The organism is Bacillus salipaludis, from assembly GCF_030938565.1.
In the GTDB taxonomy this organism is placed as follows: Bacteria; Bacillota; Bacilli; order Bacillales; family Cytobacillaceae; genus Neobacillus; species Neobacillus salipaludis_A.
The window spans coordinates 5,338,794-5,363,731 of sequence record NZ_JAVGVR010000001.1 but is presented as its reverse complement, the minus strand read 5'-3'; the positions used below and the strand labels follow the sequence as shown (position 1 = coordinate 5,363,731).

Below are 24,938 nucleotides of genomic sequence, written 5' to 3'. Positions count from 1 at the left end.
TTAAGAAAATCCGCATATTATTCATCACAATTACGGATTAATATGTTATACTAATTACAAGAAAACAAGTTAACAGTATAACACTTATGCGGAAGGGGCCGTAAAATGAAAGCAAGAATTGCAATTAACGGTTTTGGGAGAATCGGAAGGATGGTTTTTAGAAAAGCGATCCTTGAAAATAAGCTTGAAGTTGTAGCGATTAATGCGAGCTATCCGGCTGAGACATTAGCTCATCTTATTAAATATGATACAAATCACGGACCTTTTCAAGGGGAAGTTATTGCCTTAGATGATGAGTTAATCGTAAATGGAAAAAGAGTGAAATTATTAAGCAGCAGAAATCCGGAAGAACTTCCTTGGAAAGAGCTTAATATAGATATCGTAATTGAAGCAACAGGTAAATTTAATTCCCGTGAAAAAGCAGCATTACATTTGGATGCAGGAGCTAAAAAGGTAATTTTAACTGCTCCAGGTAAAAATGAGGATGTTACCATTGTTGTTGGGGTAAACGACGAAATGCTTGACCTTAACGAGCATGACATCATTTCAAATGCATCTTGTACAACAAATTGCCTTGCGCCAGTCGCAAAAGTATTGGATGAAAAGTTTGGAATTGAATCCGGTTTAATGACAACGATTCATGCCTATACAAATGACCAAAAGAATATCGATAATCCACATAAAGATTTACGCAGGGCTAGAGCGTGTGGACAATCTATCATTCCAACAACAACTGGCGCTGCTAAAGCATTATCCTTAGTTTTACCACAGCTTAAGGGCAAATTGCATGGAATGGCGCTTCGTGTTCCTACGCCAAATGTTTCTTTAGTTGATTTAGTAGTTGACTTAAAACAAGATGTTACAGTTGATGATATTAATCATGCATTTATTGAAGCAGCAGATGGACCATTAAAAGGAATTTTAGATTTTACAATGGAGCCGCTTGTTTCAGTTGATTTTAACACAAACCAACATTCAGCCATTATTGATGGTCTATCTACCATGGTAATGGGCACAAGAAAAGTCAAGGTACTTGCTTGGTATGATAATGAGTGGGGCTATTCATCACGCGTTGTTGATTTAACTCTATTTGTCGCACAAGAATTGGCGAATACAAAACAGGTGAAAGTGGGATAAAACCCGCTGAAACAAAAAATTGCTGTCAATTGGCAGCAATTTTTTTTACATAAACGGTATGTTAAAGATTTGCTTGGAGCGGAAATCAACAGGTAATTTATAATAGAATCTTTAAAAATTTTTATTTTGATAGGTTGCAAAAAAAATATAAACAAAGTATACTAGTCATCGTGAACTTCTTGAAATTAGGTAACGATCGATTACTTAAAGGGTTAGGACCTCTCTGGACTAACTTTCCCCCGTGGTAATTACTTTGCTACCGTCAATAACAGGATTTCAAGAACGAAGCAAAAATCCTTAGAGGGGGAAATTGAATATGGAAACTATGGGTAGACACGTAATCTCAGAATTATGGGGATGCGATTTTGAAAAATTGAATGATATGGACTTTATTGAACAAACTTTTGTTGAGGCAGCTCTTAAGTCAGGTGCGGAAATCCGCGAAGTGGCTTTCCATAAATTTGCTCCTCAAGGCGTGAGCGGTGTCGTGATTATTTCTGAATCACATTTAACCATTCACAGCTTCCCAGAACACGGATATGCGAGCATTGATGTGTATACTTGCGGCGATTTGAATCCGAATATTGCTGCCGACTATATCGCAGAAGCTTTAAATGCGGAAACACGTGAAAATATTGAAATTCCACGTGGTATGGGCCCTGTTCAAGTGAAACAGGCAAAAGTCCTTTAAACCTTATAAAAGTGAAAATGGCAGAAGAAGAGGCGTATCCGATGATACTCCTCTTTTTATTTTCATAATATTTGATGTAAACTAGGAAGAAAGATATTTTTTGGGAGGATGGATATGGCACTTTTTGGGAATATGTTCTTAAGGTTTAGTAAACAAATTGAAACCTCTGATAAGCACTCAGATGAACAGTTAAAAACACATTACTATAAATCCAGTTTTAATCAATTATTCCAATCTGTTGAGGAATTATTTAGGCAGGATGCGGATTGCCGGATCATAACCGTATCGAAAGAGCGAGGCGAAATAGCCGTTGAGGTAATGAAACCATTTCCTTGTTTTCTAATTGCTACGGTCATATCAATTAGAGGAATGGAAACGGCTGTGGATTTTAATCTTTCAACCGAACATTTTTCAGTCGGCGGGACCTATCCTGCTTTAAGGAAGAGAATCACTTCTTATTACGACAAGCTAAAACAACTACATACATATATTGGTACAGGTAAAAACGCCTAATAGTTCTACTTGTCTTAAAGGGTTGTTTTTTATAAGATAAAGGTAAGATATGATGACACTTGTTCGGGTTTTGTCGGATAGATTTGGAGCTGATTAACAATGAAATGCCCATCTTGTCAAAATTATGGTACACGTGTGCTTGATTCCCGTCCAGTTGATGAGGGGCGGGCAACACGGCGCAGACGAGAATGTGAAGAATGCGGCTATCGTTTTACAACCTTTGAGAAAATTGAAGAGATTCCCTTAATTGTTGTTAAAAAGGAAGGTACAAGGGAAGAATTCAGCCGGGATAAAATTTTAAGGGGCTTAATTAAAGCTTGTGAGAAGCGCCCTGTTGCATTAAAAGAATTAGAGGATATCACGCAAGGGGTAGAAAAAGAACTGCGAAGTCAAGGAGTCTCCGAGATTAAAAGTGATATGATTGGCGAAATGGTGATGGACAGACTCGTAAATGTGGATGAAGTCGCATATGTCCGATTTGCCTCTGTTTACCGTCAATTTAAAGACATTAATGTATTTATTAATGAATTAACAGAACTGATAAAAAAAGAGAAATCATAGGGAGCTAAAGAGACTTTGGCTCTCATTTTTTTCACTGGAAAAATTTTTATAAGAAGGGTTTGAAATATATGGCGCAGCATTGGCAGGAGCTTATTCCAATCGATCGTTATATTGTTGCGGCCAGTGGGTTACTACATGAATATGACCGAAAAGTGCTGACCTTATTGTATCAGCCATTAATTGGATCAACCTGCTCTAGTTTATATATGACACTATGGGCAGAGCTTGAAGAAAACAGAATGTGGTCTGAACCCTCCAGGCATCATTTATTAATGAATTTACTAGGGCATAATCTAAAAGATATTTATGAGGCACGATTAAAGCTGGAGGGAATTGGTTTATTAAAGACATATGTGAAAACAGATGAGGAGCGCTCGTTTATTTACGAGCTTCACCCGCCGCTCACGCCAGAACAATTCTTTTTAGATGGAATGCTTAATATTTATTTATATCGAAAAATCGGCAAGAATCATTTCGCCCGGCTAAAGCGGTTTTTTAGTGATCAAAAAAAGCCGAATGAAGAGGGATTTGTTGAAGTTACAAAGGCATTTCAGGATGTCTTTGCCTCAGCTACCCCTGGAAGCCTGCAGTATATGCAGGACATTCAAAGTGAACTGGACCCTGGCAATGACCAGCAGTTTATCGGCCGGAATGAACAGAAACCAATTGTGGTTGATGTGAATACCTTTAATTTTGATTTATTACAAGCGGGATTAAATGATTCACTTGTACCGAAAAAAGCACTCACTCCAAAAGTGAAAGAGGTTATTAGTAATCTTGGATTTCTTTATGATATTGATCCGATTCAAATGAAAAATATCGTCATAGGGGCCGTTAATGAGGTAAATGAAATTGATGTCGAGGAATTAAGAAAGGCTGCCCGTGATTGGTATCAATATGTCCATTATGATCAGCTGCCGTCCTTAATTGAACGAACACAGCCGCACGTTTACCGCGTTCAGCTTGAGGAGCCAAAAACACAGGAGGAGCAGTTAATTCGTTCATTGGAGACCACTTCGCCTGTGAAGGTTTTTAAAGACTCCTCTGGCGGTGTCGAACCTTCAAAAGCTGACTTAGAAATTATCGAAGAAATGATGTTTAAACAAAAGCTTCTCCCGGGAGTTATGAATGTACTCATTCAATTTGTATTACTAAAAACAGATATGAAATTTACAAAAGGGTATGTTGAAAAAATCGCCGGGCACTGGGCAAGAAAGCAGGTTAAAACAGTTAAAGAAGCGATGGACCTCGCAAAGAAGGAGCATAACACCTACCTTGGGTGGAGTGAAACAAAGAAATCGGGAAAATCTTCTTCAAAGCAAAAGCCAATTCGAACCGAAGTACTTCCTGAGTGGTTTGAAGAAAAATCTCAGACAGCAGCTAAAGATGCTCCTGTCGAGAATAACAAGGAACTAGAAGCGAAAAAGCGTGCCATCGAGGAAAAATTAAAGGCATTTCGCAAATAGAGGGTGACGAATATTGGAAAGAATAAACCAAACCTTGAAGCGGTTGGCCTCAAATGAAAACTTTCAAAAACGCTATGAAAAGATGCGGCGGGATCTACTCCAGCATCCTGATATTAAAGCATTTCTTAATGAGCATCGGGAGCAAATAAACGATGCAATGATTGAAAAAAGCTTAAGCAAACTTTTTGAGTATACGAACCAAAGTAAGGAATGCAGCCGCTGCCAAAGTCTTGACAGCTGTATTAATATGATGAAGGGCTATCATCCTTCTCTTGTTTTAAGGCGTAATTCGATTGACGTGGTATATGAAAAATGTCCACGGAAGGTCATTGCTGATGAAAAAAGGAAAAACGAGCAATTAATTAAAAGCCTTTATGTCCCGAGAGATATATTAGAAGCGACCTTTGAGGATTATGAGGGTGATTCAGGCAGACTTGATGCAATTGATCATGCTGCCGACTTTTTAATGAATTATGAACAGAATAAGAGGCAAAAAGGGCTATATCTTTATGGCAAATTTGGGGTTGGGAAATCCTATTTATTAGGTGCAATTGCCAATGAGCTTGCAAAAAAGAAAATTTCCTCGATGATTGTCTATGTTCCTGAACTGTTAAGGGAAATGAAAAGCTCCATAGCGGATTCAACCTTAAATGAAAAAATTGAAGCATTAAAAAAAGAACCAATCCTAATGTTGGACGATATTGGTGCAGAAGCTGTGTCCAGCTGGACGAGGGATGAGGTATTAGGACCAATCATGCAGTTCCGGATGCTTGAAAATCTGCCGACGTTTTTTACCTCTAATTTTGATTATCAAGGGCTGGAACATCATTTAACCTATAGCCAGCGTGGCGAGGAAGAAAAAATGAAAGCCCGCCGGATTATGGAAAGAATCCGTAGTCTGACTGTGCCTGTACAGGTAGATGGCCCAAACCGCCGAAATTAAATAGGGATGATGAAAAAAGGATTGCTAATATAATATTGGCATTCCTTTTTCTTTTGGGATAACTGTCTAGCTCCAGTGCCTAGCCCCTCGAGGTTGCTTCGGTCCCGGTGATGAAGGCAAAGAGCGCCTTCACCACCAGGCCCTCCAGCGCTTTTCGGGGCTGATTAAGGCACTTCCGCTTTTCTTATTCTATTTTGGCCAAGTCCCCCATATATATTAAAAACAGAGTTTGGGACATAGGGGGGATTTGGTTGGCGGAAATCATCTTCCAAGGCAAGATGGATGCAAAGCGATTTTATAACCACTTGCTGACGTATTTAAAAGATTGTTTAACTGAACATGATATTCTTCTCCACGAAGATCGATATATAGTAAAAATTTTTGAAGGCGGATTATCTGCTTTAACGTTTGAAAAAGTAAAGGATGCCTTTTTCGGGTTTATTGTAAAAATAAAGACAGAAGACTGGTATAGGGACATACTCAAGGAACATTTTTATTATGATGACCCCGAAGAGCAGCAGCAAATTATCGATATTATTTATTCAATCCAGGAAGGGCATCGGGAGGATTTAGCCATTTTATTAAAAGAAACAGCTGAAGAACCGAAGGTCAAGGAAGCAATTGAACAGGTTTTTCAAGAAAATATTTCTTTTTCCTTCGATTCCTTTCTTAAATTTCGGCTGCGTCCCTACCTGCAGATGCTTGAAAACTATGTAGAAATTTCAATTGATGAATATAAAATGGAGCAGGAATATCAAATGTTTATTCAAACTCTACGTGAATTTTTGGCTGGACGAGAGCCGAAAATGGACACGCTCCATCTATTGTTTGATGAGGAAATCACTTTCTTTACTGCCCAATTTGCAGAAATCAAAAGGGGGGAGTTAACAAAAATGATTGACCGAAAATTACTGGTGAATCATCCGGTCTATGTTGACTCTGCATCGATTGCACCGCTTTTGTCGATTGCGCCCAAAACGATTTTTCTTTATGCAAAGGAACCTGATGCACCGCTAGTTCGAACCATTCAAAATATTTTTGAAGAAAGGGTTACGCTCAAATCCTTTCAAGCACTGCGGAAAGTAAAGGAGCAAGAGGAGTATAGGAATGAAATGGGGGAAAATCATGCGTGAAAAATAAAAATGCAAAAATGGGCTAAAGGAACTTGATTTTTCAAAATTGAATCATTATAATTACGTACATAGTTTACTTACAATCATACATGCGTAAAAAGTAATGATAAGGATAACAGTATTTTTTTACGGTTTCTAGAGAGGGAGGTCCTAGGCTGAAAATCTCCTATCACGAGAAAAATACTTACCACCTTTAAACTTCGGCAGTGAATACCTTTCTTTTCTGCAGGGTTAGTAAATGCTGACGGCTAATCATCCGTTATTTGTCCAAAGTCATTTTAAAAAGCAAAAGGTCTTTTAAAATGAAAAATTGGGTGGAACCACGTGTTAATTATAACCCGTCCCTTTCTTTAGGGACGGGTTTTTTTATTTTTATAAAAAATATTATAAGGTTCGATTAGTGTCTAGCTCCAGCGCCTAGGGGCTCTAGGTCATAAGCCAATCCGTCGAGAAGGTTAAAAACCAACCTTCACGCCGGCTCGTCTTATGCTTGTCGCCCCTGAGCAAGGCGCTTCCGCTTTTCGAGTAAGGAGGAATTATCATGTCAGACGTTGTTAAGATTTCGTTTCCAGATGGGGCAGTAAAGGAGTTCCCACGGGGAACAACAACGGAAGATATTGCTGCTTCCATCAGTCCCGGCCTCAAGAAAAAGGCGATTGCCGGCAAATGGAATGGTAAATTAGTTGATCTTCGCCGTCCAATTCCAGAAGACGGTTCAATAGAAATTGTTACACCGGATTCAAGTGATGCATTAGAGGTTTTACGTCACAGTACAGCTCATTTAATGGCACAGGCAGTTAACCGGCTTTATCCAAATGTAAATTTAGGTGTAGGCCCTGTCATTGAAGGCGGTTTTTATTATGACATGGATTTGGAAGATTCGTTAACACCTGAAGATCTTCCAAAGATTGAAAAAGAAATGGCGAAAATCGTCAATGAAAATCTTGAAATTGTTCGTAAAGAAGTAAGTCGTGCAGAAGCTGTACAACTGTTTAAAGAAGCTGGCGACCCGTATAAGCTTGAATTAATCGAAGCGATTCCTGATGAGGAAACAGTGACAATCTACGAGCAGGGTGAATTTTTCGACCTTTGCCGCGGTGTTCATGTACCGTCAACTGGAAAAATTAAAGAATTTAAGCTTTTAAGCATTGCAGGTGCCTATTGGCGCGGTGACAGCAACAATAAAATGCTGCAGCGTATTTACGGTACAGCCTTCTTCAAGAAAGAAGATTTAGCAGAACATCTTCGTCTGCTCGAAGAAGCAAAAGAGCGTGATCATCGTAAAATTGGTAAGGAATTAAGTCTTTTCACAAGTTCTCAATTAGTTGGGCAGGGATTACCAATATGGCTTCCTAAGGGGGCAACGATTCGACGTATCGTTGAGCGTTATATTGTTGATAAGGAAGTAAGCCTAGGATATGACCATGTTTACACTCCGATAATGGGGAATGTGAATCTTTATAAGACTTCAGGTCACTGGGACCATTACCAGGAAGACATGTTCCCAGTTATGGACATGGATAACGAACAATTAGTGCTTCGCCCAATGAACTGTCCTCATCACATGATGGTTTATAAAAATGCGATTCACAGCTACCGTGAGCTGCCAATACGGATTGCCGAGCTAGGAACTATGCACCGTTATGAAATGTCTGGTGCGTTATCAGGGTTGCAGCGTGTCCGGGGAATGACTTTAAATGATGCCCATATCTTTGTCCGCCCTGATCAGATTAAGGAAGAATTCCAGCGCGTTGTCCGCTTAATTTTGGATGTCTATAAAGACTTTAACTTAACAGAATACTCGTTCCGTTTGTCCTACCGTGATCCACAGGATAAAGCGAAGTACTTTGATGATGATGCAATGTGGGAAAAAGCACAAAGCATGCTGAAGGAAGCAATGGATGATATGGGTCTAGAGTATTATGAAGCGGAAGGGGAAGCGGCATTCTACGGACCTAAACTTGATGTTCAGGTTAGAACAGCATTAGGTAAAGATGAAACACTTTCTACTGTTCAATTAGACTTCTTATTGCCTGAGCGTTTTGATTTAACTTATGTAGGGGAAGACGGAAAGCAACACCGTCCAGTTGTTATTCACCGTGGTGTCGTTTCAACAATGGAACGCTTTGTTGCCTTCTTAATTGAGGAATACAAAGGGGCATTCCCAACATGGTTAGCACCTGTTCAGGTTCAAGTTATTCCGGTTTCACCTGCAGCACACTACGACTATGCTAGAAAAATTCAAGAACAGCTAAAAAGCGCCGGCTTCCGTGTTGAATTAGATGGACGCGATGAGAAGATCGGCTATAAAATCCGTGAAGCTCAAATGCAAAAAATTCCATATATGCTCGTTGTAGGCGACAAGGAAGTCGAAGAGAATGCCGTCAATGTCCGTAAATATGGCGAACAAAACTCAGAAACTATAGCCTTTGCGGCATTCCTTGATGCATTAAAGGACGAAGTAAGAAAAGGCTAATTTTTTAAAAGGAAGGATTTACCTTCCTTTTTGTTTTTGAAAAAACTATTGAATAATTTTTTGTTTCTTGCTAAAATAAATTTCGTTGCATGAACATAGTCTATTTGACATTACGTCTTTGCTTATGTTATAGTAATCAAGGTGAAAATAGAATACGATTTTAGGAAAAGAAGGAGCACCCGCTTCTCACCTGATTGACGCTTTTTAGCAGTTGGCAGGTTTTACGTGAACTTTTTGTTTTATTACTTATGTTTCGTAAAGTGTGGGTGGTTTCATCCGCACTTTTTTGTTTGGTTAAAAAAACAAAGCATTGCTTAAAAGTTTTAGTATCTGACGATTTGCTTAGTGTCATAAGTAACGAGGAGCCTTTTTAAGATCCTTCTTGACCTGGATGTTGTTTTCGTGATTAAACCTTGGAGGTGGCTAATTATTAGCAAAGACATGTTGTTAAATGAGGGAATTCGCGCTCGTGAGGTTCGCCTAATTGATCAAAATGGTGAGCAGTTAGGAATTAAATCCAAAAACGATGCGTTGGAGATTGCAGGACGAGTGAATCTTGATTTAGTGCTTGTAGCACCAACTGCAAAGCCTCCGGTAGCCCGAATTATGGACTATGGAAAATTTAAATTCGAGCAGCAAAAGAAAGACAAAGAAGCTCGTAAAAACCAAAAAATCATTACCACGAAGGAAGTTCGTCTAAGCCCGACAATTGATGAGCATGATTTTAATACAAAGCTTCGAAATGCCATTAAGTTTTTGGAAAAAGGCGACAAGGTAAAAGCTTCAATCCGATTCAAGGGCCGGGCAATTACCCATAAAGAAATCGGTCAGCGTGTGTTAGACCGTTTTTCCCAAGCGTGCAAAGAAGTTGCGACCATTGAGTCACATCCTAAAATGGACGGACGAAGCATGTTCCTAGTTCTAGCACCTAAAACAGACAAGTAATAAGGAGGAAGTTCCCAATGCCAAAAATGAAAACTCACCGCGGCGCTGCAAAGCGTTTCAAAAAGACTGGTTCTGGTCAATTAAAGCGTGACCACGCTTATACAAGTCACTTATTTGCTAACAAATCTACAAAAGCAAAGCGTAAGCTTCGCAAATCTTCACTTGTTTCAAAAGGCGATTTCAAACGCATTCGTCACTTATTAACTTACGTTAAATAATCTCGTATTTTCGATTTATATAGGAGGGAAATTACATGCCACGTGTAAAAGGCGGTACAGTTACGCGCAAGCGTCGTAAAAAGGTTCTTAAATTAGCAAAAGGTTATTTCGGTTCTAAACATACTTTATATAAAGTTGCAAACCAACAAGTAATGAAATCATTACAATATGCATTCCGTGATCGTCGTCAGAAAAAACGCGATTTCCGCAAACTTTGGATTACTCGTATCAATGCAGCAGCACGTATGAACGGTCTATCTTACAGCCGTTTAATGCACGGATTAAAGCTTGCTGGTATCGAAGTAAACCGCAAAATGCTTGCTGAATTAGCAGTAAGTGATATAAATGCATTCAATGAATTAGCAAACGTTGCAAAACAACAAATTAACAAGTAATTATATAAAAAGCCATTCTCTTCTTTGAGGATGGCTTTTTCTCATAAGGAGGAATCGTGAGTGGAGGGGAAAACAATCTTAATACTCGCTTATATTGTTATGAATTTCACGGGGTTAATCATTATGTGGGAAGATAAACAAAGAGCGATTCATCATAAATACAGAATTCAAGAAAAAACATTATGGCTTGTGGCATTGTTCGGCGGTGCAGTAGGAGCAACGATGGGAATGCAGCTTTATCGCCATAAAACGAAGCATGTTCAGTTTAAAATCGGTTTTCCGTTGCTAGCCGTTATAGAATTTATCCTAATGCTCTATTTATTTTTAAAATATTAAGTGTCTTTTAGGAATTCCTGAATCGGACTTTTCCAATGAATCTCGGCATATGGATATTTTTCACAGATCTTTTTTTCAATAAAAATAAAGTCTTCTTTAGCTAATCCACTTGGCTTATTTTGTGGCCAAATCGTAATGGAAATAGCGGTACTACCGTTATATTTTTCACCTGTAAACACAGCCCCTTTGTAGGTCAGCTGGAAGTTCCTTCTAACATCATCACTATCAAGAAGCAAAAAACGCTTTTGTTTCCGGGCAGATTTAAGCTTCCTAGAAGGGGTAAAAATGTTTTTGAGTATGACATAAAAAAAGAAAATAATAAAAATCAATAAAATGATGCGCAGAAACCAAACCATTGGTAATGCCTCCCAGAGAGAGTTTTCTTTCTATACGATAGCGTGGCAAAAAAGTTTCATTCGTTTTTGAGTTTGATATAATTCTCTAAGGGAGTGATCAAAAAGATGCAGCTTGAAAAATTGTTTGAAATGCAGAAAGCATTAGATTCTCATATTCAAGAAAAACATGGTTTGATGGCGGAAGATTTAGTAAATAGAAAGATTCTTGCATTGCTTGTTGAAATTGGGGAATTGGCAAATGAGACCCGCTGTTTTAAGTTCTGGAGCGTAAAACCTTCTTCTACAAAGGAGGTTATTTTAGAGGAATTTGTTGATGGTATTCATTTTATATTATCTCTTGGGATTGAATGCGACTTTCATGACCGTGAATTAGTAATGAGACGCACAGAAGCCTCGATGAACCTAACAGAACAATTTCTTGCGATTTACGAATTAGTTGGTAATTTTCAAAAGAATAGAGGTTTTAATGAGTATCAAGCATTATGGGAAGGGTACTTGCAATTGGCTTCACTTTTGGGATTATCTTCTGAGGAAATCGAACAGGCATATTTTGCAAAAAACGAAGTAAATTATCAAAGACAAGAAAATAATTATTAGAAGGAAAATTTGTTAATTTGTTAATCGATTTTGTATAATGAAAGTTGGTACATAAGAGGATGTTTTAGAAGTGTTAAGCTAGACATTCTCAAACAATCCAATCAAAAGGGGGCAGAAAAATGGCTAAACTAGATGAAACTTTAACAATGTTAAAAGATTTAACTGATGCCAAAGGGATTCCCGGTAATGAACGCGAAGTTCGCGAAGTCATGAAAAAATACATAGCTCCATATGCTGATGAAGTTATAACAGACGGACTTGGCAGTTTGATTGCCAAAAAGGTCGGTAAAGAAGGCGGTCCGAAGATTATGGTGGCCGGTCATCTTGATGAAGTCGGCTTTATGATTACCCAAATCGATGATAAAGGCTTTCTTCGTTTCCAAACTGTCGGCGGTTGGTGGGGGCAGGTCATGCTCGCTCAGCGCGTGACGATTGTTACGAAAAAAGGTGAAGTAACCGGTGTAATCGGTTCAAAGCCGCCGCATATTTTATCTGCTGAAGCGCGGAAAAAACCAGTTGAAATTAAAGATATGTTCATTGATATTGGTGCCTCAAGCCGTGAAGAGGCAATGGGCTGGGGCGTTTGTCCGGGGGATATGGTCGTTCCATATTTTGAATTTACGGTAATGAACAATGAAAAAATGCTGTTGGCTAAAGCTTGGGACAATCGAATCGGCTGCGCGATTGCAATTGATGTTCTAAAACAATTGCAGGGTGTGGACCATCCGAATGAGGTTTATGGTGTGGGCACCATTCAAGAAGAAGTTGGTTTACGTGGAGCGCGGACATCAGCTGCAAAAATTGAGCCGGATATCGGTTTTGGTGTTGATGTAGGAATTGCCGGCGATACTCCTGGAATTTCTGAGCAGGAAGCCATGAGCAAGATGGGGAAAGGACCGCAAATCATTTTATATGATGCATCGCTTGTTTCTCATAAGGGCTTACGTGATTTTATCACAGATGTTGCAGATGAATTAAATATTCCGTACCAGTATGATGCGATTCCAGGCGGTGGAACGGATGCAGGTTCGATTCATTTGACGCATAAGGGTGTTCCGACTTTAGCGATTACTATCGCTACGCGTTATATACACTCTCACGCGGCCATGCTTCATCGTGATGATTTTGAAAATGCGGTTAAATTAATTGTGGAAGTCATTAAGCGATTAGACCGCGAAACGGTTGATAAGATTACATTTGAATAAAGATATTTTCCCCCGGGGGCAGCGCCTCGGGGGATTTATTTTATAGTCTCTATTAAAATTAGTTGTTGATTTCCGCTCCAGGCACAAGGGGTTCGTGGGCGGTTGGGGGAGCCTCCTCGTCGCTTCGCTCCTGCGGGTCTCCCCTGTCCCGTACTCCCACAGGACACTGAATTGCTTCCTTGAATCCGCCCAAGCACGAAGAAAATGCGTTAGCATTTTCGAGGAGTCTTCGTGCCTTCCGCTCCAATCAACGCTGTTCAAAAATCAACATTGTCCTTTAACACAGCCATTTTATAAAAAAACTGCCGATCTCAAAATCGGCAGCTAACTTCATCCATTATTGTTTTAAACCATTTTCAAGTGAAGACAGCATCTCTTTTTTCTCATCCTCGGAGGAATTTTTCCAAATTACTTCAAATAATACCCCAAGACCTGGGAGCATTTTTTCTTCGCCATTTTGGATGGCATCCACAATTGTATCCTCTAACTCAGCCTGTGAGTTCCCAGATACATTATGAATAATAGCATTTCTTAAGTTTAGGTTCATCCATACACACTCCTTTTTAGCCTTCGATTCTTTATTATCATTTCTAATTTTGGTTTAATTATGTATAATGAGGAAATTAAAAAGCATGTAAAAGGAGATTTACTGTTGAAACACATTCAATCTGTCCAAAATCCACTGGTGAAACAATGGAAAAAGCTGCAAACCAAAAAAGAACGTGATAAAACAGGATTGTTCATCGTAGAAGGATTTCACTTAGTAGAAGAGGCCCTAAAACAAAGAGAACAGGTTCTAGAAATTATTATTTCAGACAAAGCGGAGCTGCCGCCGCGCTGGGATACCGGATCAGTATCCATCACACTAGTAACAGAAGAAATTTCGAATACATTATCCGACACAGAAGCCCCGCAGGGAATTTATGCAATTTGCCGTCAAGAAGGCAGCGAAACTGCACTAAATAATGCGAAAACATTTCTATTCATTGATGCAGTTCAAGACCCGGGAAACTTGGGAACGATGATCCGTACAGCAGATGCTGCTGGAATTGAGGCTGTTATCGTCGGACACGGCAGCGTGGATATTTTTAACGCAAAAGTCCTAAGGTCCGCACAGGGCAGCCATTTTCATCTCCCAATTGTAAGGGGAGACCTAAATGAATGGATCCAAATACTGAAGGGAAAAAACATCCCGGTTTATGGTACTGCACTTGAAAATGCTTCTGTTTATACAGAAACTAAAACATCTGAATCCTTTGCTCTTGTCGTCGGTAATGAGGGAGCTGGCGTCAGTAAAGAGATCCTGTCCAATACAACCGCCAATCTCTATATCCCGATTTACGGCAAGAGCGAATCCTTAAATGTAGCCGTCGCAACTGGCATCCTTCTTTATTATTTGAAAAAATAGGCTTGATTAGGGTTTGAAACCGCAAGAAAATTATTATATAATAATGAACAATATTGATATTCTCAAAAACAATGACGGAGAAAAGTATCTTGTACAGAACCTTTTAGGGAGAAAGTGCCGTGACTGAAAGCACTTTTACGCGTTCACACAAGAGAAGTTCACCTCCAGAGTTGGCATCGGGACCATTTTCGAGCGAAAATGTAAAGATGCATCGGCGAAAAGCCGTTATCCGAATGAAGCGAACGCTAATGTTTTATACATACAGTGTTTACAAGGGTGGTACCGCGAACAAAACCTCGTCCCTTTTTGGGATGGGGTTTTTTTATTTTGTTGAATTCGACAGAATCCGACAGGTGCCTGTCGCCACCCGAAATTTGTCGAAATTAAAAGGAGGAAATTCTGATGCAAGAACGTTTAAAGGAGTTGCAGGAGGAAGCAATCGGAAAGATTGAGCAGTCTTCTAGTTTGAAGGAATTGAATGATATTCGTGTTGCGTATTTAGGGAAGAAGGGGCCGATTACGGAGGTGCTTCGCGGGATGGGTAAGCTTTCAGCGGAAGAGCGTCCGATTATGGGGGCACTTGCGAATGAGGTGCGTGAAGCCATTTCTGTAAAGCTTGAGGCAAAGCAAAAGGATTTAGAGGAAGCAGCGGTAATGGAGAAATTGGCATCGGAAACGATTGATGTTACGCTGCCTGGTCGTCCGGTCAAAGTGGGGAACCATCATCCATTAACAAGAATTATCGAAGAAATTGAAGATTTATTTATCGGTATGGGCTACCAGGTGGCAGAGGGTCCGGAGGTTGAGCAGGATTACTATAACTTTGAAGCGTTAAACCTGCCAAAAGGACATCCGGCTCGCGATATGCAGGACTCTTTTTATATCACAGAAGAAATCCTGCTTCGTACGCATACATCACCGGTTCAAGCAAGGACAATGGAAAAGAATGAAGGTAAAGGTCCGATTAAAATTATCTGTCCGGGTAAAGTGTACCGACGCGATAATGATGATGCGACACACTCCCATCAATTTATGCAGATTGAAGGACTTGTGGTTGGCGAAAACATCCGTATGAGTGATCTGAAAGGGACATTAGAGGTTTTTGCAAAGAAAATGTTTGGTGAAGACCGCGAAATCCGCCTTCGTCCTAGTTTTTTCCCATTTACAGAGCCATCTGTTGAAATGGATATTTCCTGTAAAATTTGTGGTGGTCATGGCTGCAGCGTATGTAAGCGAACAGGCTGGATTGAAATTTTAGGTGCCGGGATGGTTCATCCAAACGTATTGGAAATGGCCGGATATGATTCGAAAAAATACACAGGCTTCGCATTTGGAATGGGTCCAGAGCGGATTGCCATGTTAAAATACGGGATTGATGATATTCGTCATTTCTACACAAATGACGTTCGTTTCTTAAAGCAATTTTCAACGCATGAATAATAACAGGCCATCGGTCACTTAAGTAAATCAATAAGGAGGAGTAACGACATGTTCGGTTCATATAAATGGCTCCAGGATTATGTAGATTTATCCGGAGTAACGGCAGAAGAATTAGCTGAAAAAATTACAAAGAGCGGGATTGAAGTTGAGGGCGTTGAGGTTCTTAACGAAGGAATTAAGGGTGTCGTAGTTGGGTATGTTCAAGAACGTGAACAGCATCCAAATGCAGATAAACTTAGCAAATGTCTTGTTGATATTGGTGAAGAAGCACCCGTTCAAATTATTTGCGGCGCACCAAATGTCGCCCAAGGACAAAAGGTTGCAGTGGCCACGGTTGGTGCAGTGCTTCCAGGCAATTTTAAAATTAAAAAAGCAAAGCTTCGCGGCGAAGAATCAAATGGGATGATTTGCTCGTTAACGGAGCTTGGCATGGAAGGAAAAATTGTACCAAAAGAATATTCTGAGGGAATCTTTGTTTTTCCTGATGATGCTGAAGTCGGGACTGATGCGCTGGCATTATTAAACAGAGATGACCAAGTTCTTGAGCTTGGGTTGACACCTAATCGATCCGACTGCTTAAGCATGCTTGGTGTTGCCTATGAAGTGGCAGCAATCCTCGGGCGCGATGTAAAGCTTCCGGAAACAGTTCTTCAATCAACTAGTGAAAAAGCATCTGATTATGTAAAAGTGGTTGTTGAAGCAAAAGAGGATAATCCGCTATATGTTGCGAAAATGATTAAAAATGTAAAAATAGGCCCATCCCCATTGTGGATGCAAACACGCTTAATGTCAGCAGGAATTCGTCCACACAATAACGTCGTCGATATTACAAACTATATTTTATTAGAATACGGTCAGCCGCTTCATGCGTTTGACTACGACCGCTTAGGTTCTAAAGAAATCCTTGTCCGCCGAGCGAAAGATGGGGAAAAGATTGTAACACTTGATGATGCAGAACGCACCTTGACCTCTGACCATCTTGTCATCACAAATGGTTCAGAACCTGTAGCCATTGCCGGAGTAATGGGTGGTGCTAACTCTGAAGTAATTTCAGACACCACTACGGTTCTATTAGAAGCGGCTTATTTTAGTGGGGCAGCTGTCAGAAAAGCTTCAAAAGACCATGGATTACGAAGCGAAGCAAGTGCGCGTTTTGAAAAAGGGGTTGACCCGAATCGTGTTCGTGCTGCAGGAGACCGGGCAGCTTACCTAATGGTGAAATATGCCGGAGGTGAAGTGTTAGAAGGTACTGCAGAAGTGGATACCCTTACAGTTGAGCCTGCTATTGTATCAATTACACTTGAAAAAATTAACCGTGTCCTTGGAACAAATCTAACTGCAGCCGATGTTAAAGATATTTTTGACCGTCTGCAATTCGGTGTGACGATTGAAAATGATTTCGTTACGGTTTCGGCTCCGACCCGCCGTGGTGATATTAAAATTGAAGAAGACTTAATTGAAGAAGTAGCGCGTCTATATGGCTATGACAATATTCCAAAAACATTACCAATCGGTTCTTCCACTCCTGGAAAACTATCTGATTATCAGAAAAAACGCCGTATTGTCCGCCAATATTTAGAAGGTGTGGGACTTTATCAAGCGGTTACGTATTCCTTAACTAGTGAAGAAAAAGCGGCGCAATTCGCTCTTAATCAAGGTGAGTTCATCCGCTTGGCGATGCCGATGAGTGAAGAACGGAGCATTCTCCGCTTAAGTATTATGCCACAGCTGTTAGAGGTATTAAAATACAATAGTGCCCGTCAAAACGACAGCTTGGGGGTTTATGAAACGGGTGCTGTTTTCTTAGCTAATGGGACTGAAGTCCTTCCAACAGAGGAAGAACATGTAGCGGCTGCGATTACCGGCTTATGGCATAGCCATTCATGGCAAGGTGAGAAAAAGCCTGTTGATTTCTTTGTTTTAAAAGGGATTTTAGAAGGAATGTTTGCGAAACTAGGACTGCTTGATCAGGTGAATTTTGTCCAAGCGAGAGTAGATAGCATGCATCCGGGCCGTACAGCGGAAGTACAGCTGAATGACCAAAAAGTGGGCTTTATCGGGCAGGTACATCCAAAGGTGCAAAAAGAGCTTGACTTAAAAGACACTTATGTGTTCGAGCTTTCGTTGAAAGATATTCTTGGTGAGGAAACCGCTGCACTTCAATATGAAGCAATTCCTCGTTTCCCATCGATTACAAGAGATATAGCCCTTGTAGCCAATAAAGAAACAGTTTCCAACACCTTGAAGGAAATTATTTTAACAACAGGTGCTCCTTTAATTAAAGAAGCCCATGTGTTTGATTTATACGAAGGGGAGCATATGGAAGAAGGCAAAAAATCCATTGCGTTCTCATTAAAATATGCTGATCCAGAGCGGACTTTAACAGACGAAGAAGTCACAAAGGTTCATAATAAAGTGCTTGATGCATTAAAAGAAAAATCTGGGGCAGTATTACGAGGCTAGATAAAAGAGGGGCTGAATATCAATTCAGCCCCTCTTTTTCTTTACAAGATTCATCGCTTTTTCAGTGTTGGCAAAATGCAGTTTCACATACGCAGGCAAAACATCCTGCCCTTTTTTCAAAATCAGCTTGGCTGCCGCTTCATCTACCTGTGACCCTGCACCCTTAGGAATCGTAAAGCCTGCTGCAGCACTGAGTTTATCGATATACTGAACGAAGGCATAGCGCGCAAGGATGGAGGCAGCAGCAACTGCTAAATGGATCCCTTCTGCTTTCGTACTAAAATAAACATTCTCACGGGCAATCGCTTTCTGTCCCTTAAGATGTTGAAAATAAGTACTCTCCTGCACAAATTGGTCAATCAAAATGGCCTCCGGTTTTGCAGGAGAGATTTTTTCTAACACATGCAAAATCGCTTGATTATGTAGGATCGCCTTCATTTTCCCCTGTGACATTCCCGATTGCTGCAGCCTATTATACTTTTCATTTTTTAAAGTTAGCAGGCTGTAAGGAACAACATCCTTAATTACTTTAGCAATTGCAATAATTTTTTCATCATTTAAATCTTTTGAATCTCTGACACCCAATTCTTTTAATAGAGGGATATCCTCTTTTTTAACAAAAGCAGCGACGACTGTAATCGGGCCGAAAAAGTCCCCGGTACCGACTTCATCCGAACCAATGGCGGACATAAGTCCTATTCCCGTTGGCACATTGCCCTTAGCTGAACCAGTTTTCGCCGCAGTATTGCTTTTTCGAATAGGCGCAGAAGCTTTGGGAGTAGAATTCCCCCATTTGCTTGCCTCTCCTTCACAATTATTGCCTTGAAAAAGCACTTTGCCTGACTTATAGGCCGTAATCATACAAGCTGGGGTTTTGGCAGCAAAAATACTGCCAGGAGGCGTTTTATCGGTCAGAAAGGAATTATAATAGTTTTTCATTTTTGTGATTTCAGTTAGATCGCAATTTAAAACAACATTCCCCAAAATTTGCACCACATTTCTATAAAATTAGATTTGATTATGTGAAATTCCCAAGAGTTTTCCACATTTCTGTATGGTTTAACTTTTCCACGTATACCCGTTCGTGGTATGATAGAGAGTAGGATTCCTTTGAATGGAGGCATTTACGTTGTCAAACTCACAAAAATCAAGAACAACCGTTGATATTTACGGACAGCAATATGTCATTGTCGGAGATGAAAGTTCAAGCCATATCAGGCTTGTCGCCTCATTAGTTGACGATAAAATGCGGGAAATCAGCTCCAGGAATCCGTCGCTCGATGTAAGTAAATTAGCCGTACTAACAGCGGTAAATGCCGTTAATGATTATATTAAAATCAAAGATCAATTGGAGCGGCTGAAAGCTGAATTAATTAAGGAAAAGGACTGAAAAGTCAATGCTGGATTTAGCCATTATTATTTTATTAATTATCGGATTTTTTACAGGTCTTAGAAGGGGATTTATCCTTCAGCTTGTACATTTAACAGGTTTTATTATTGCATATATTGTGGCAAATTTATACTATGATGATTTGGCTTCAAGGTTAACATTGTGGATTCCTTATCCCAAATTAGGGGAAGACACTACCTTAAAGCTGTTAACGGGCAGCAGCAATATGGAAGTAGCCTTTTATCGGGCGATTGCCTTTGCCATCATCTTTTTTGCTGTAAAGGTACTGTGTCAAATCATTGGTTCCATGCTTGATTTTATTGCCCATTTGCCGGTCCTTAGATTTTTAAATGTTTGGGCAGGGGGATTCCTTGGATTTGCCGAAGTCTATTTACTTATTTTTATTTTATTATATATTGCAGCGCTTATTCCATTGGAAGTTTTACAGAATCCATTAGATCATTCTGTATTGGCCGGGATGATAGTAAAGCATACCCCAATCCTTTCGCAGCAAATTAAGAGTCTATGGATTGAATATTCAACTGCTTTAACTTCTCTGTAGCAGAGAAGTTTTTCTATTGATAAGGAAATGCTATTCTTTAAGGTGGGTGGAATTCATGGAAGTAAATAAAAAAGAAGTCATTCGTTTATTAGAAATCATTGCGGTCTATATGGAACTGAAAGGGGAAAATCCGTTTAAGGTTTCCGCTTTTCGAAAAGCCGCCAATGCTTTGGAGGCAGACGAACGCAGTTTATCAGAGATTGAAAACTTTACGGCGATTTCCGGTATTGGGAAAGGAACGGCCGCTGTCATTGATGAATACATAAAAGACGGTACATCCACTGTATTGGATGAGCTAAAAGAGGAAGTTCCAGCTGGATTAATTCCGTTATTGCAAATCCCTGGACTCGGAGGCAAGAAAATTTCAAAGCTATATCAGGAGCTGGGAATTGAGGATGTCAATGATTTAGAGGAAGCCTGTAAATCTGGCAAAGTGCAGGGGCTTGCTGGCTTTGGCAAGAAAACAGAAGAGAAAATTTTAGCGGCTATCGCGGGCTTAGGCAATCGGCCGGAGAGGCTGCCACTGGCCTATATGCTTCCAATTGCGGAGCAGATTGAGGCAATCTTGGCAAACACCCCGGATATTGAGCGCTTTTCAAGGGCAGGAAGTATCCGCAGAATGAGGGAAACGATTAAAGATTTGGATTTTATTATTGGGACGGACCATCCTGAAAGTGTAAAAGACTCCTTGCTGAAACTTCCAAAAATTAAAGAAGTCATTGGAGCTGGAGACACAAAGGTTTCCGTTGTATTTGGACTAGATTATGATGTTTCAGCTGATTTCCGTCTGGTAAAACCGGAGGAATTTATTACGACCTTACATCACTTTACCGGTTCAAAGGACCACAATGTCCGCATGCGCCAGCTGGCTAAGGAACGCGGTGAGAAAATTAGTGAATATGGTGTTGAAAATCTTGAAACAGGTAAAATTTTGACTTTTTCCTCCGAGAAAGAATTTTTCAAACATTTCGATCTCCCGTTTATCCCGCCAGAAATCAGGGAAGATGGCAAAGAAGTCGGAGAATTCACAGCAAATGAGGAACTAATCGAGCTGAAGGATATAAAAGGGGATCTCCATATGCACTCAACATGGAGTGATGGGGCCCATACGATCGAAGAAATGGTCGAAGCCTGCCGTGCCAGAGGCTATAAATATATGGCAATTACCGATCATTCCCAGTATCTCAAGGTGGCCAATGGTCTTACTAGAGAGCGGCTTTTAAAACAAAGGGAAGAAATAAAAAAATTAAATGAAAAATATGATGATATTCTCATTCTATCTGGGGTGGAAATGGATATTCTTCCGGATGGAACATTAGACTATGAAGATGATTTACTCGCTGAGATGGATTTTGTGATTGCCTCAATCCATTCCGCTTTTTCCCAACCGCGGGAGAAAATTATGGAACGGCTTAAAACAGCTTTAAATAATTCCAATGTCGATTTAATTGCACATCCAACCGGCCGAAAAATCGGACGCCGTGCCGGCTACGATGTCGATTTGGACCTGCTCATTGAGCTCGCAAAAGAAACCAATACGGCCTTAGAATTAAATGCAAACCCAAACAGGCTTGATTTAGCGGCAGAATATTTAAGAAAAGCACAGGCAGCGGGTGTAAAGATTCTGATTAATACGGATGCACATAGAATGGATACATTAGCCCATATGGAAATTGGCGTTTCAGCTGCCAAAAAGGGTTGGATTAAAAAATCCACGGTGATAAATGCACTGGAAACGAATGATTTACTGGAATTTTTGCATAATCGATCATAAGAAATAAGGAGGTCTCTTTCCATGCAAGAAAGAACCTTAAAGGTATTAGAATTCATTAAAGTGAAGGAACAGTTGCTTGACCATGCTGCTTCCTCACTTGGTAGAGATAAAATAAAAAACCTTGTTCCCTCAACAGATTTTTCCGAAGTCGTGAAACTCCAAGCAGAAACGGATGAAGCGACAGCTGTACTAAGGTTAAAAGGAAATGTGCCTCTCTCAGGGGTTCACGATGTACGGGCACATATTAAACGTTCGGTCATTGGCGGTGTCTTGAGCACGCATGAGTTGGTTCAAACTGCCAGCACGATCTATACAAGCCGGCAAATGAAACGTTTTATTGAGGAGATTGCGGATGAAAAATTGGATCTACCTATTTTAGCAGACCAAGCCGGACAAATTATTCCGCTGACAAACCTTGAACATTCAATTAAATATGCCATTGATGAAAGTGGAGAAGTGTTAGATGGGGCCAGTGAGCTATTGCGTTCGTTGCGGTCCCAAATGCGCTCCAATGAGGCAAGGATCCGCGAAAAGCTTGAAAGCATGATTCGTTCTTCAAGTGCGCAAAAAATGCTGTCTGATGCGATTGTGACGATTCGTAATGACCGATACGTTATCCCGGTAAAACAGGAATATCGCGGACACTACGGCGGAATCATCCATGACCAAAGTTCCTCCGGACAAACATTATTTATTGAACCACAGGCAATTGTTCAATTGAATAATCAGCTCCAGGATATTCGGGTAAAAGAGCAGCTTGAAATTGAACGGATATTAACGGAGTTATCAGCAAATGTGGCTGAGCATGAGTCCGAACTAAAGGTAATTGTTGAAGTTCTTGGTGATTTGGATTTTATTTTTGCAAAAGCACGATATGGCCGGCAAATTAAAGCGTCAATGCCAATCATGAATAATGAAGGAAGAATTCGTTTATTTAAGGCAAGACATCCATTAATCCCGATTGAGGAAGTGGTCGCTAACGATATTTTCCTTGGAACAGACTATTCAACGATTGTGATTACTGGACCAAACACGGGCGGGAAAACAGTGACATTAAAAACATTAGGTTTATGTTCGTTAATGGCTCAAGCTGGGTTGCAGGTGCCAGCATTAGATGGTTCGGAGCTCGCTGTTTTTCATGCCGTGTATGCTGACATTGGCGATGAACAGTCAATTGAACAAAGCTTAAGTACCTTTTCCTCCCATATGGTCAATATTGTCGATATCTTAAACAAAGTGGATTATAAAAGTCTGGTTTTATTTGATGAACTTGGCGCCGGTACTGACCCGCAAGAGGGTGCGGCATTAGCCATCTCAATTTTAGATGAGGTGCATAAAAGGGGAGCGCGGGTGATTGCCACGACCCATTACCCTGAATTAAAGGCCTATGGCTATAACAGGGAAGGGGTCTTAAATGCGAGTGTCGAATTTGATGTAGAAACACTTAGCCCAACGTACAAGCTGCTATTAGGGGTACCAGGGCGAAGCAATGCTTTTGAGATTTCCAAGCGACTAGGATTGAACGACCGGGTAATCGAGGCTGCCCGCTCCCATGTCAGTGAGGATACCAATCAAATCGATAAAATGATTGCTTCCTTAGAGGAAAGTAAGCGCCAGGCTGAAAGAGAACAGGAAGAAGCCCGTGATTACTTAAAGCAGGCAGAAAAGCTTCATAAGGACCTGCAAAAACAAATGATAGAGTTCTACGAGAATAAGGACAGCTTGCTCGAAAAAGCGGCCGAAAAGGCTAAGGATATTGTTGATGAGGCAAAAGGAGAGGCTGAAAAAATTATTCGTGACCTTCGGAAAATGCGCATGGATAAGCATGCCGAGATTAAGGAACATGAGTTAATTGATGCGAAAAGACGCCTTGAAGAAGCAGCACCTGAAATCAAGAAATCAGCAAATTCAACAGCGAAGAAAACGAAAAAACATACATTTGCATCTGGTGATGAAGTAAAGGTTTTAACTTTTGATCAAAAAGGCTTTTTAATCGAAAAAACTTCATCAGGTGAATGGCAGGTTCAAATTGGGATTCTCAAAATGAAGGTGAAAGAAAAAGACTTGGAATATTTGAGCACCCCAAAACAAGTAGATACAAAACCTATGGCCATTGTAAGAGGAAGAGATTCTCAAGTAAAACTTGAACTGGATCTTCGCGGGGAAAGATATGAGGATGCCTTGTTAAAGGTGGAAAAATATATCGATGATGCATTATTATCAGGGTATCCACGTGTTTCGATTATCCATGGAAAGGGTACGGGGGTTTTAAGGCAAGGGGTTCAAGAATATTTACGAAATCACCGCTCCGTTAAAAAAATTCGCTTCGGAGAAGCCGGTGAAGGCGGATCAGGTGTAACCGTGGTTGAATTCAAGTAGATTTCAACTGGTGAATTTAAATCATGTTCGGGGAGAAGCGTAATGAACCAGTTTTGGGAGAACGACTATATTCAAATTGCAGCCAATTATAGTGTTGTTATTTTATGTATGATTGTCTTTTTAGCGATTTTTGAAGTGGTAACGAAATATCGAAATTGGGAAGAAATTAAAAAAGGAAATATGTCGGTGGCAATGGCGACAGGGGGAAAATATTTGGAATCGCCAATATTTTCCGCTATTCCATTGAGCAGAATGAATCGCTGCTCATGATGATTGGCTCAGGAGTTTTTGGGTTTGTGCTTCTTTTAGCCGGTTATTTTATCTATGAATTTCTAACGCCGAAATTTAAGATTGATGAAGAGATTCAAAGTGATAATCGGGCAGTTGGTTTTATTTCGATGGTCATATCAATCGGATTATCTTATGTAATTGGTGCAGGAATATCGTAAGGGGAGAACTTTAGTGGAGACATTAGCAAAGGTACTGATGGGATTGTGCGGGCTGTTTTTGCTGATCGGATTAATTTATATGATCTTTTTTTAAATACAAA

Annotated in this window: 24 protein-coding genes, 1 pseudogene and 2 other annotated features; of the genes and pseudogenes, 22 read left to right on the top strand and 3 right to left on the bottom strand. The window is 40.2% G+C overall.

Annotation, left to right across the window (positions count from 1 at the left end; translation table 11 throughout):
• The first annotated feature begins 105 nt into the window (after positions 1-105).
• The 12 genes from RCG21_RS26730 (at position 106) to RCG21_RS26675 (ending at position 10,814) form a co-directional block, all read left to right on the top strand.
• Complete coding sequence (locus tag RCG21_RS26730; RefSeq protein WP_133334364.1) at positions 106-1,137, top strand: glyceraldehyde-3-phosphate dehydrogenase; 1,032 nt, start codon at positions 106-108, stop codon at positions 1,135-1,137.
• A 316-nt stretch (positions 1,138-1,453) separates the two neighbouring features.
• On the top strand, positions 1,454-1,828 hold the full coding sequence (speD, locus tag RCG21_RS26725) for an adenosylmethionine decarboxylase (protein ID WP_026572226.1): 375 nt from the start codon (positions 1,454-1,456) through the stop codon (positions 1,826-1,828).
• A 114-nt stretch (positions 1,829-1,942) separates the two neighbouring features.
• Entirely contained in the window at positions 1,943-2,341 is a 399-nt protein-coding gene (locus RCG21_RS26720; RefSeq protein WP_133334365.1) for a hypothetical protein, read from the top strand.
• Between the two features lie 99 nt (positions 2,342-2,440).
• Entirely contained in the window at positions 2,441-2,902 is a 462-nt protein-coding gene (nrdR, locus tag RCG21_RS26715) for a transcriptional regulator NrdR (RefSeq protein ID WP_026572228.1), read from the top strand.
• Between the two features lie 68 nt (positions 2,903-2,970).
• On the top strand, positions 2,971-4,368 hold the full coding sequence (locus RCG21_RS26710; protein WP_308913938.1) for a replication initiation and membrane attachment family protein: 1,398 nt from the start codon (positions 2,971-2,973) through the stop codon (positions 4,366-4,368).
• 13 nt (positions 4,369-4,381) lie between these two features.
• Positions 4,382-5,311, top strand: coding sequence for a primosomal protein DnaI (dnaI, locus tag RCG21_RS26705; protein WP_133334367.1), 930 nt, complete (start codon positions 4,382-4,384; stop codon positions 5,309-5,311).
• Between the two features lie 251 nt (positions 5,312-5,562).
• Entirely contained in the window at positions 5,563-6,444 is an 882-nt protein-coding gene (locus RCG21_RS26700) for a putative sporulation protein YtxC (RefSeq protein ID WP_133334368.1), read from the top strand.
• Positions 6,445-6,985: 541 nt separating this feature from the next.
• Positions 6,986-8,920, top strand: a complete 1,935-nt coding sequence (gene thrS / locus RCG21_RS26695; RefSeq protein ID WP_308913937.1) for a threonine--tRNA ligase — start codon at positions 6,986-6,988, stop codon at positions 8,918-8,920.
• 161 nt (positions 8,921-9,081) lie between these two features.
• Positions 9,082-9,214: a sequence feature (ribosomal protein L20 leader region), on the top strand.
• Between the two features lie 132 nt (positions 9,215-9,346).
• On the top strand, positions 9,347-9,865 hold the full coding sequence (gene infC, locus RCG21_RS26690; RefSeq protein WP_165976260.1) for a translation initiation factor IF-3: 519 nt from the start codon (positions 9,347-9,349) through the stop codon (positions 9,863-9,865).
• 17 nt (positions 9,866-9,882) lie between these two features.
• Positions 9,883-10,083: a 50S ribosomal protein L35 gene (gene rpmI, locus RCG21_RS26685; protein ID WP_026572234.1), complete on the top strand. Its 201-nt coding sequence runs from the start codon at positions 9,883-9,885 to the stop codon at positions 10,081-10,083.
• Between the two features lie 35 nt (positions 10,084-10,118).
• Positions 10,119-10,478 (top strand): 50S ribosomal protein L20, encoded by a 360-nt coding sequence (gene rplT / locus RCG21_RS26680; protein WP_133334370.1) that lies wholly within the window; start codon positions 10,119-10,121, stop codon positions 10,476-10,478.
• 60 nt (positions 10,479-10,538) lie between these two features.
• Positions 10,539-10,814, top strand: a complete 276-nt coding sequence (locus tag RCG21_RS26675; RefSeq protein WP_235824790.1) for a DUF1294 domain-containing protein — start codon at positions 10,539-10,541, stop codon at positions 10,812-10,814.
• Here RCG21_RS26675 and RCG21_RS26670 read toward each other — a convergent pair.
• The gene (locus tag RCG21_RS26670; RefSeq protein WP_133334371.1) at positions 10,811-11,170 is read right to left on the bottom strand and encodes a sigma-w pathway protein ysdB; all 360 of its coding nucleotides are present in this window, start codon (positions 11,168-11,170) and stop codon (positions 10,811-10,813) included. The genes RCG21_RS26675 and RCG21_RS26670 overlap by 4 nt on opposite strands.
• Before the next feature lie 105 nt (positions 11,171-11,275).
• Here RCG21_RS26670 and RCG21_RS26665 point away from each other — a divergent pair, with 105 nt between their 5' ends.
• Together RCG21_RS26665 and RCG21_RS26660 are read left to right on the top strand one after the other, a co-directional pair.
• On the top strand, positions 11,276-11,767 hold the full coding sequence (locus RCG21_RS26665) for a dUTP diphosphatase (RefSeq protein WP_133334372.1): 492 nt from the start codon (positions 11,276-11,278) through the stop codon (positions 11,765-11,767).
• A gap of 119 nt (positions 11,768-11,886) precedes the next feature.
• The gene (locus RCG21_RS26660) at positions 11,887-12,972 is read left to right on the top strand and encodes a M42 family metallopeptidase (protein ID WP_133334373.1); all 1,086 of its coding nucleotides are present in this window, start codon (positions 11,887-11,889) and stop codon (positions 12,970-12,972) included.
• 337 nt (positions 12,973-13,309) lie between these two features.
• On the opposite strand, the gene sspI is transcribed toward RCG21_RS26660, so the two are convergent.
• Positions 13,310-13,519: a small acid-soluble spore protein SspI gene (gene sspI / locus RCG21_RS26655; RefSeq protein WP_133334374.1), complete on the bottom strand. Its 210-nt coding sequence runs from the start codon at positions 13,517-13,519 to the stop codon at positions 13,310-13,312.
• Positions 13,520-13,624: 105 nt separating this feature from the next.
• Between sspI and RCG21_RS26650 the strand changes: the two genes are divergently transcribed.
• From RCG21_RS26650 to pheT, 3 genes are all read left to right on the top strand, one after another.
• Positions 13,625-14,380: a TrmH family RNA methyltransferase gene (locus tag RCG21_RS26650; RefSeq protein WP_133334375.1), complete on the top strand. Its 756-nt coding sequence runs from the start codon at positions 13,625-13,627 to the stop codon at positions 14,378-14,380.
• Between the two features lie 62 nt (positions 14,381-14,442).
• Positions 14,443-14,687, top strand: a binding site (T-box leader).
• Between the two features lie 95 nt (positions 14,688-14,782).
• Positions 14,783-15,820 carry a phenylalanine--tRNA ligase subunit alpha gene (pheS, locus tag RCG21_RS26645; protein WP_133334376.1) on the top strand — a complete coding sequence of 346 codons (1,038 nt, stop codon included), beginning with the start codon at positions 14,783-14,785 and terminating at the stop codon, positions 15,818-15,820.
• Positions 15,821-15,868: 48 nt separating this feature from the next.
• A complete protein-coding gene (gene pheT, locus RCG21_RS26640; protein ID WP_308913936.1) occupies positions 15,869-18,283 on the top strand; it encodes a phenylalanine--tRNA ligase subunit beta in 2,415 nt (804 codons plus the stop codon).
• Positions 18,284-18,307: 24 nt separating this feature from the next.
• Here pheT and rnhC read toward each other — a convergent pair whose 3' ends face one another.
• On the bottom strand, positions 18,308-19,267 hold the full coding sequence (gene rnhC / locus RCG21_RS26635) for a ribonuclease HIII (protein ID WP_133334378.1): 960 nt from the start codon (positions 19,265-19,267) through the stop codon (positions 18,308-18,310).
• 145 nt (positions 19,268-19,412) lie between these two features.
• Between rnhC and zapA the strand changes: the two genes are divergently transcribed.
• The 5 genes and pseudogenes from zapA (at position 19,413) to RCG21_RS26610 (ending at position 24,837) form a co-directional block, all read left to right on the top strand.
• Positions 19,413-19,673, top strand: coding sequence for a cell division protein ZapA (gene zapA, locus RCG21_RS26630; protein ID WP_133334379.1), 261 nt, complete (start codon positions 19,413-19,415; stop codon positions 19,671-19,673).
• Between the two features lie 7 nt (positions 19,674-19,680).
• Positions 19,681-20,235, top strand: coding sequence for a CvpA family protein (locus RCG21_RS26625; protein WP_133334380.1), 555 nt, complete (start codon positions 19,681-19,683; stop codon positions 20,233-20,235).
• 55 nt (positions 20,236-20,290) lie between these two features.
• Entirely contained in the window at positions 20,291-22,009 is a 1,719-nt protein-coding gene (gene polX / locus RCG21_RS26620; RefSeq protein ID WP_308913935.1) for a DNA polymerase/3'-5' exonuclease PolX, read from the top strand.
• A 21-nt stretch (positions 22,010-22,030) separates the two neighbouring features.
• Positions 22,031-24,388 carry an endonuclease MutS2 gene (locus RCG21_RS26615; protein ID WP_308913934.1) on the top strand — a complete coding sequence of 786 codons (2,358 nt, stop codon included), beginning with the start codon at positions 22,031-22,033 and terminating at the stop codon, positions 24,386-24,388.
• Positions 24,389-24,430: 42 nt separating this feature from the next.
• Positions 24,431-24,837: pseudogene (locus RCG21_RS26610) on the top strand (DUF350 domain-containing protein).
• The last annotated feature ends 101 nt before the right edge of the window (positions 24,838-24,938 follow it).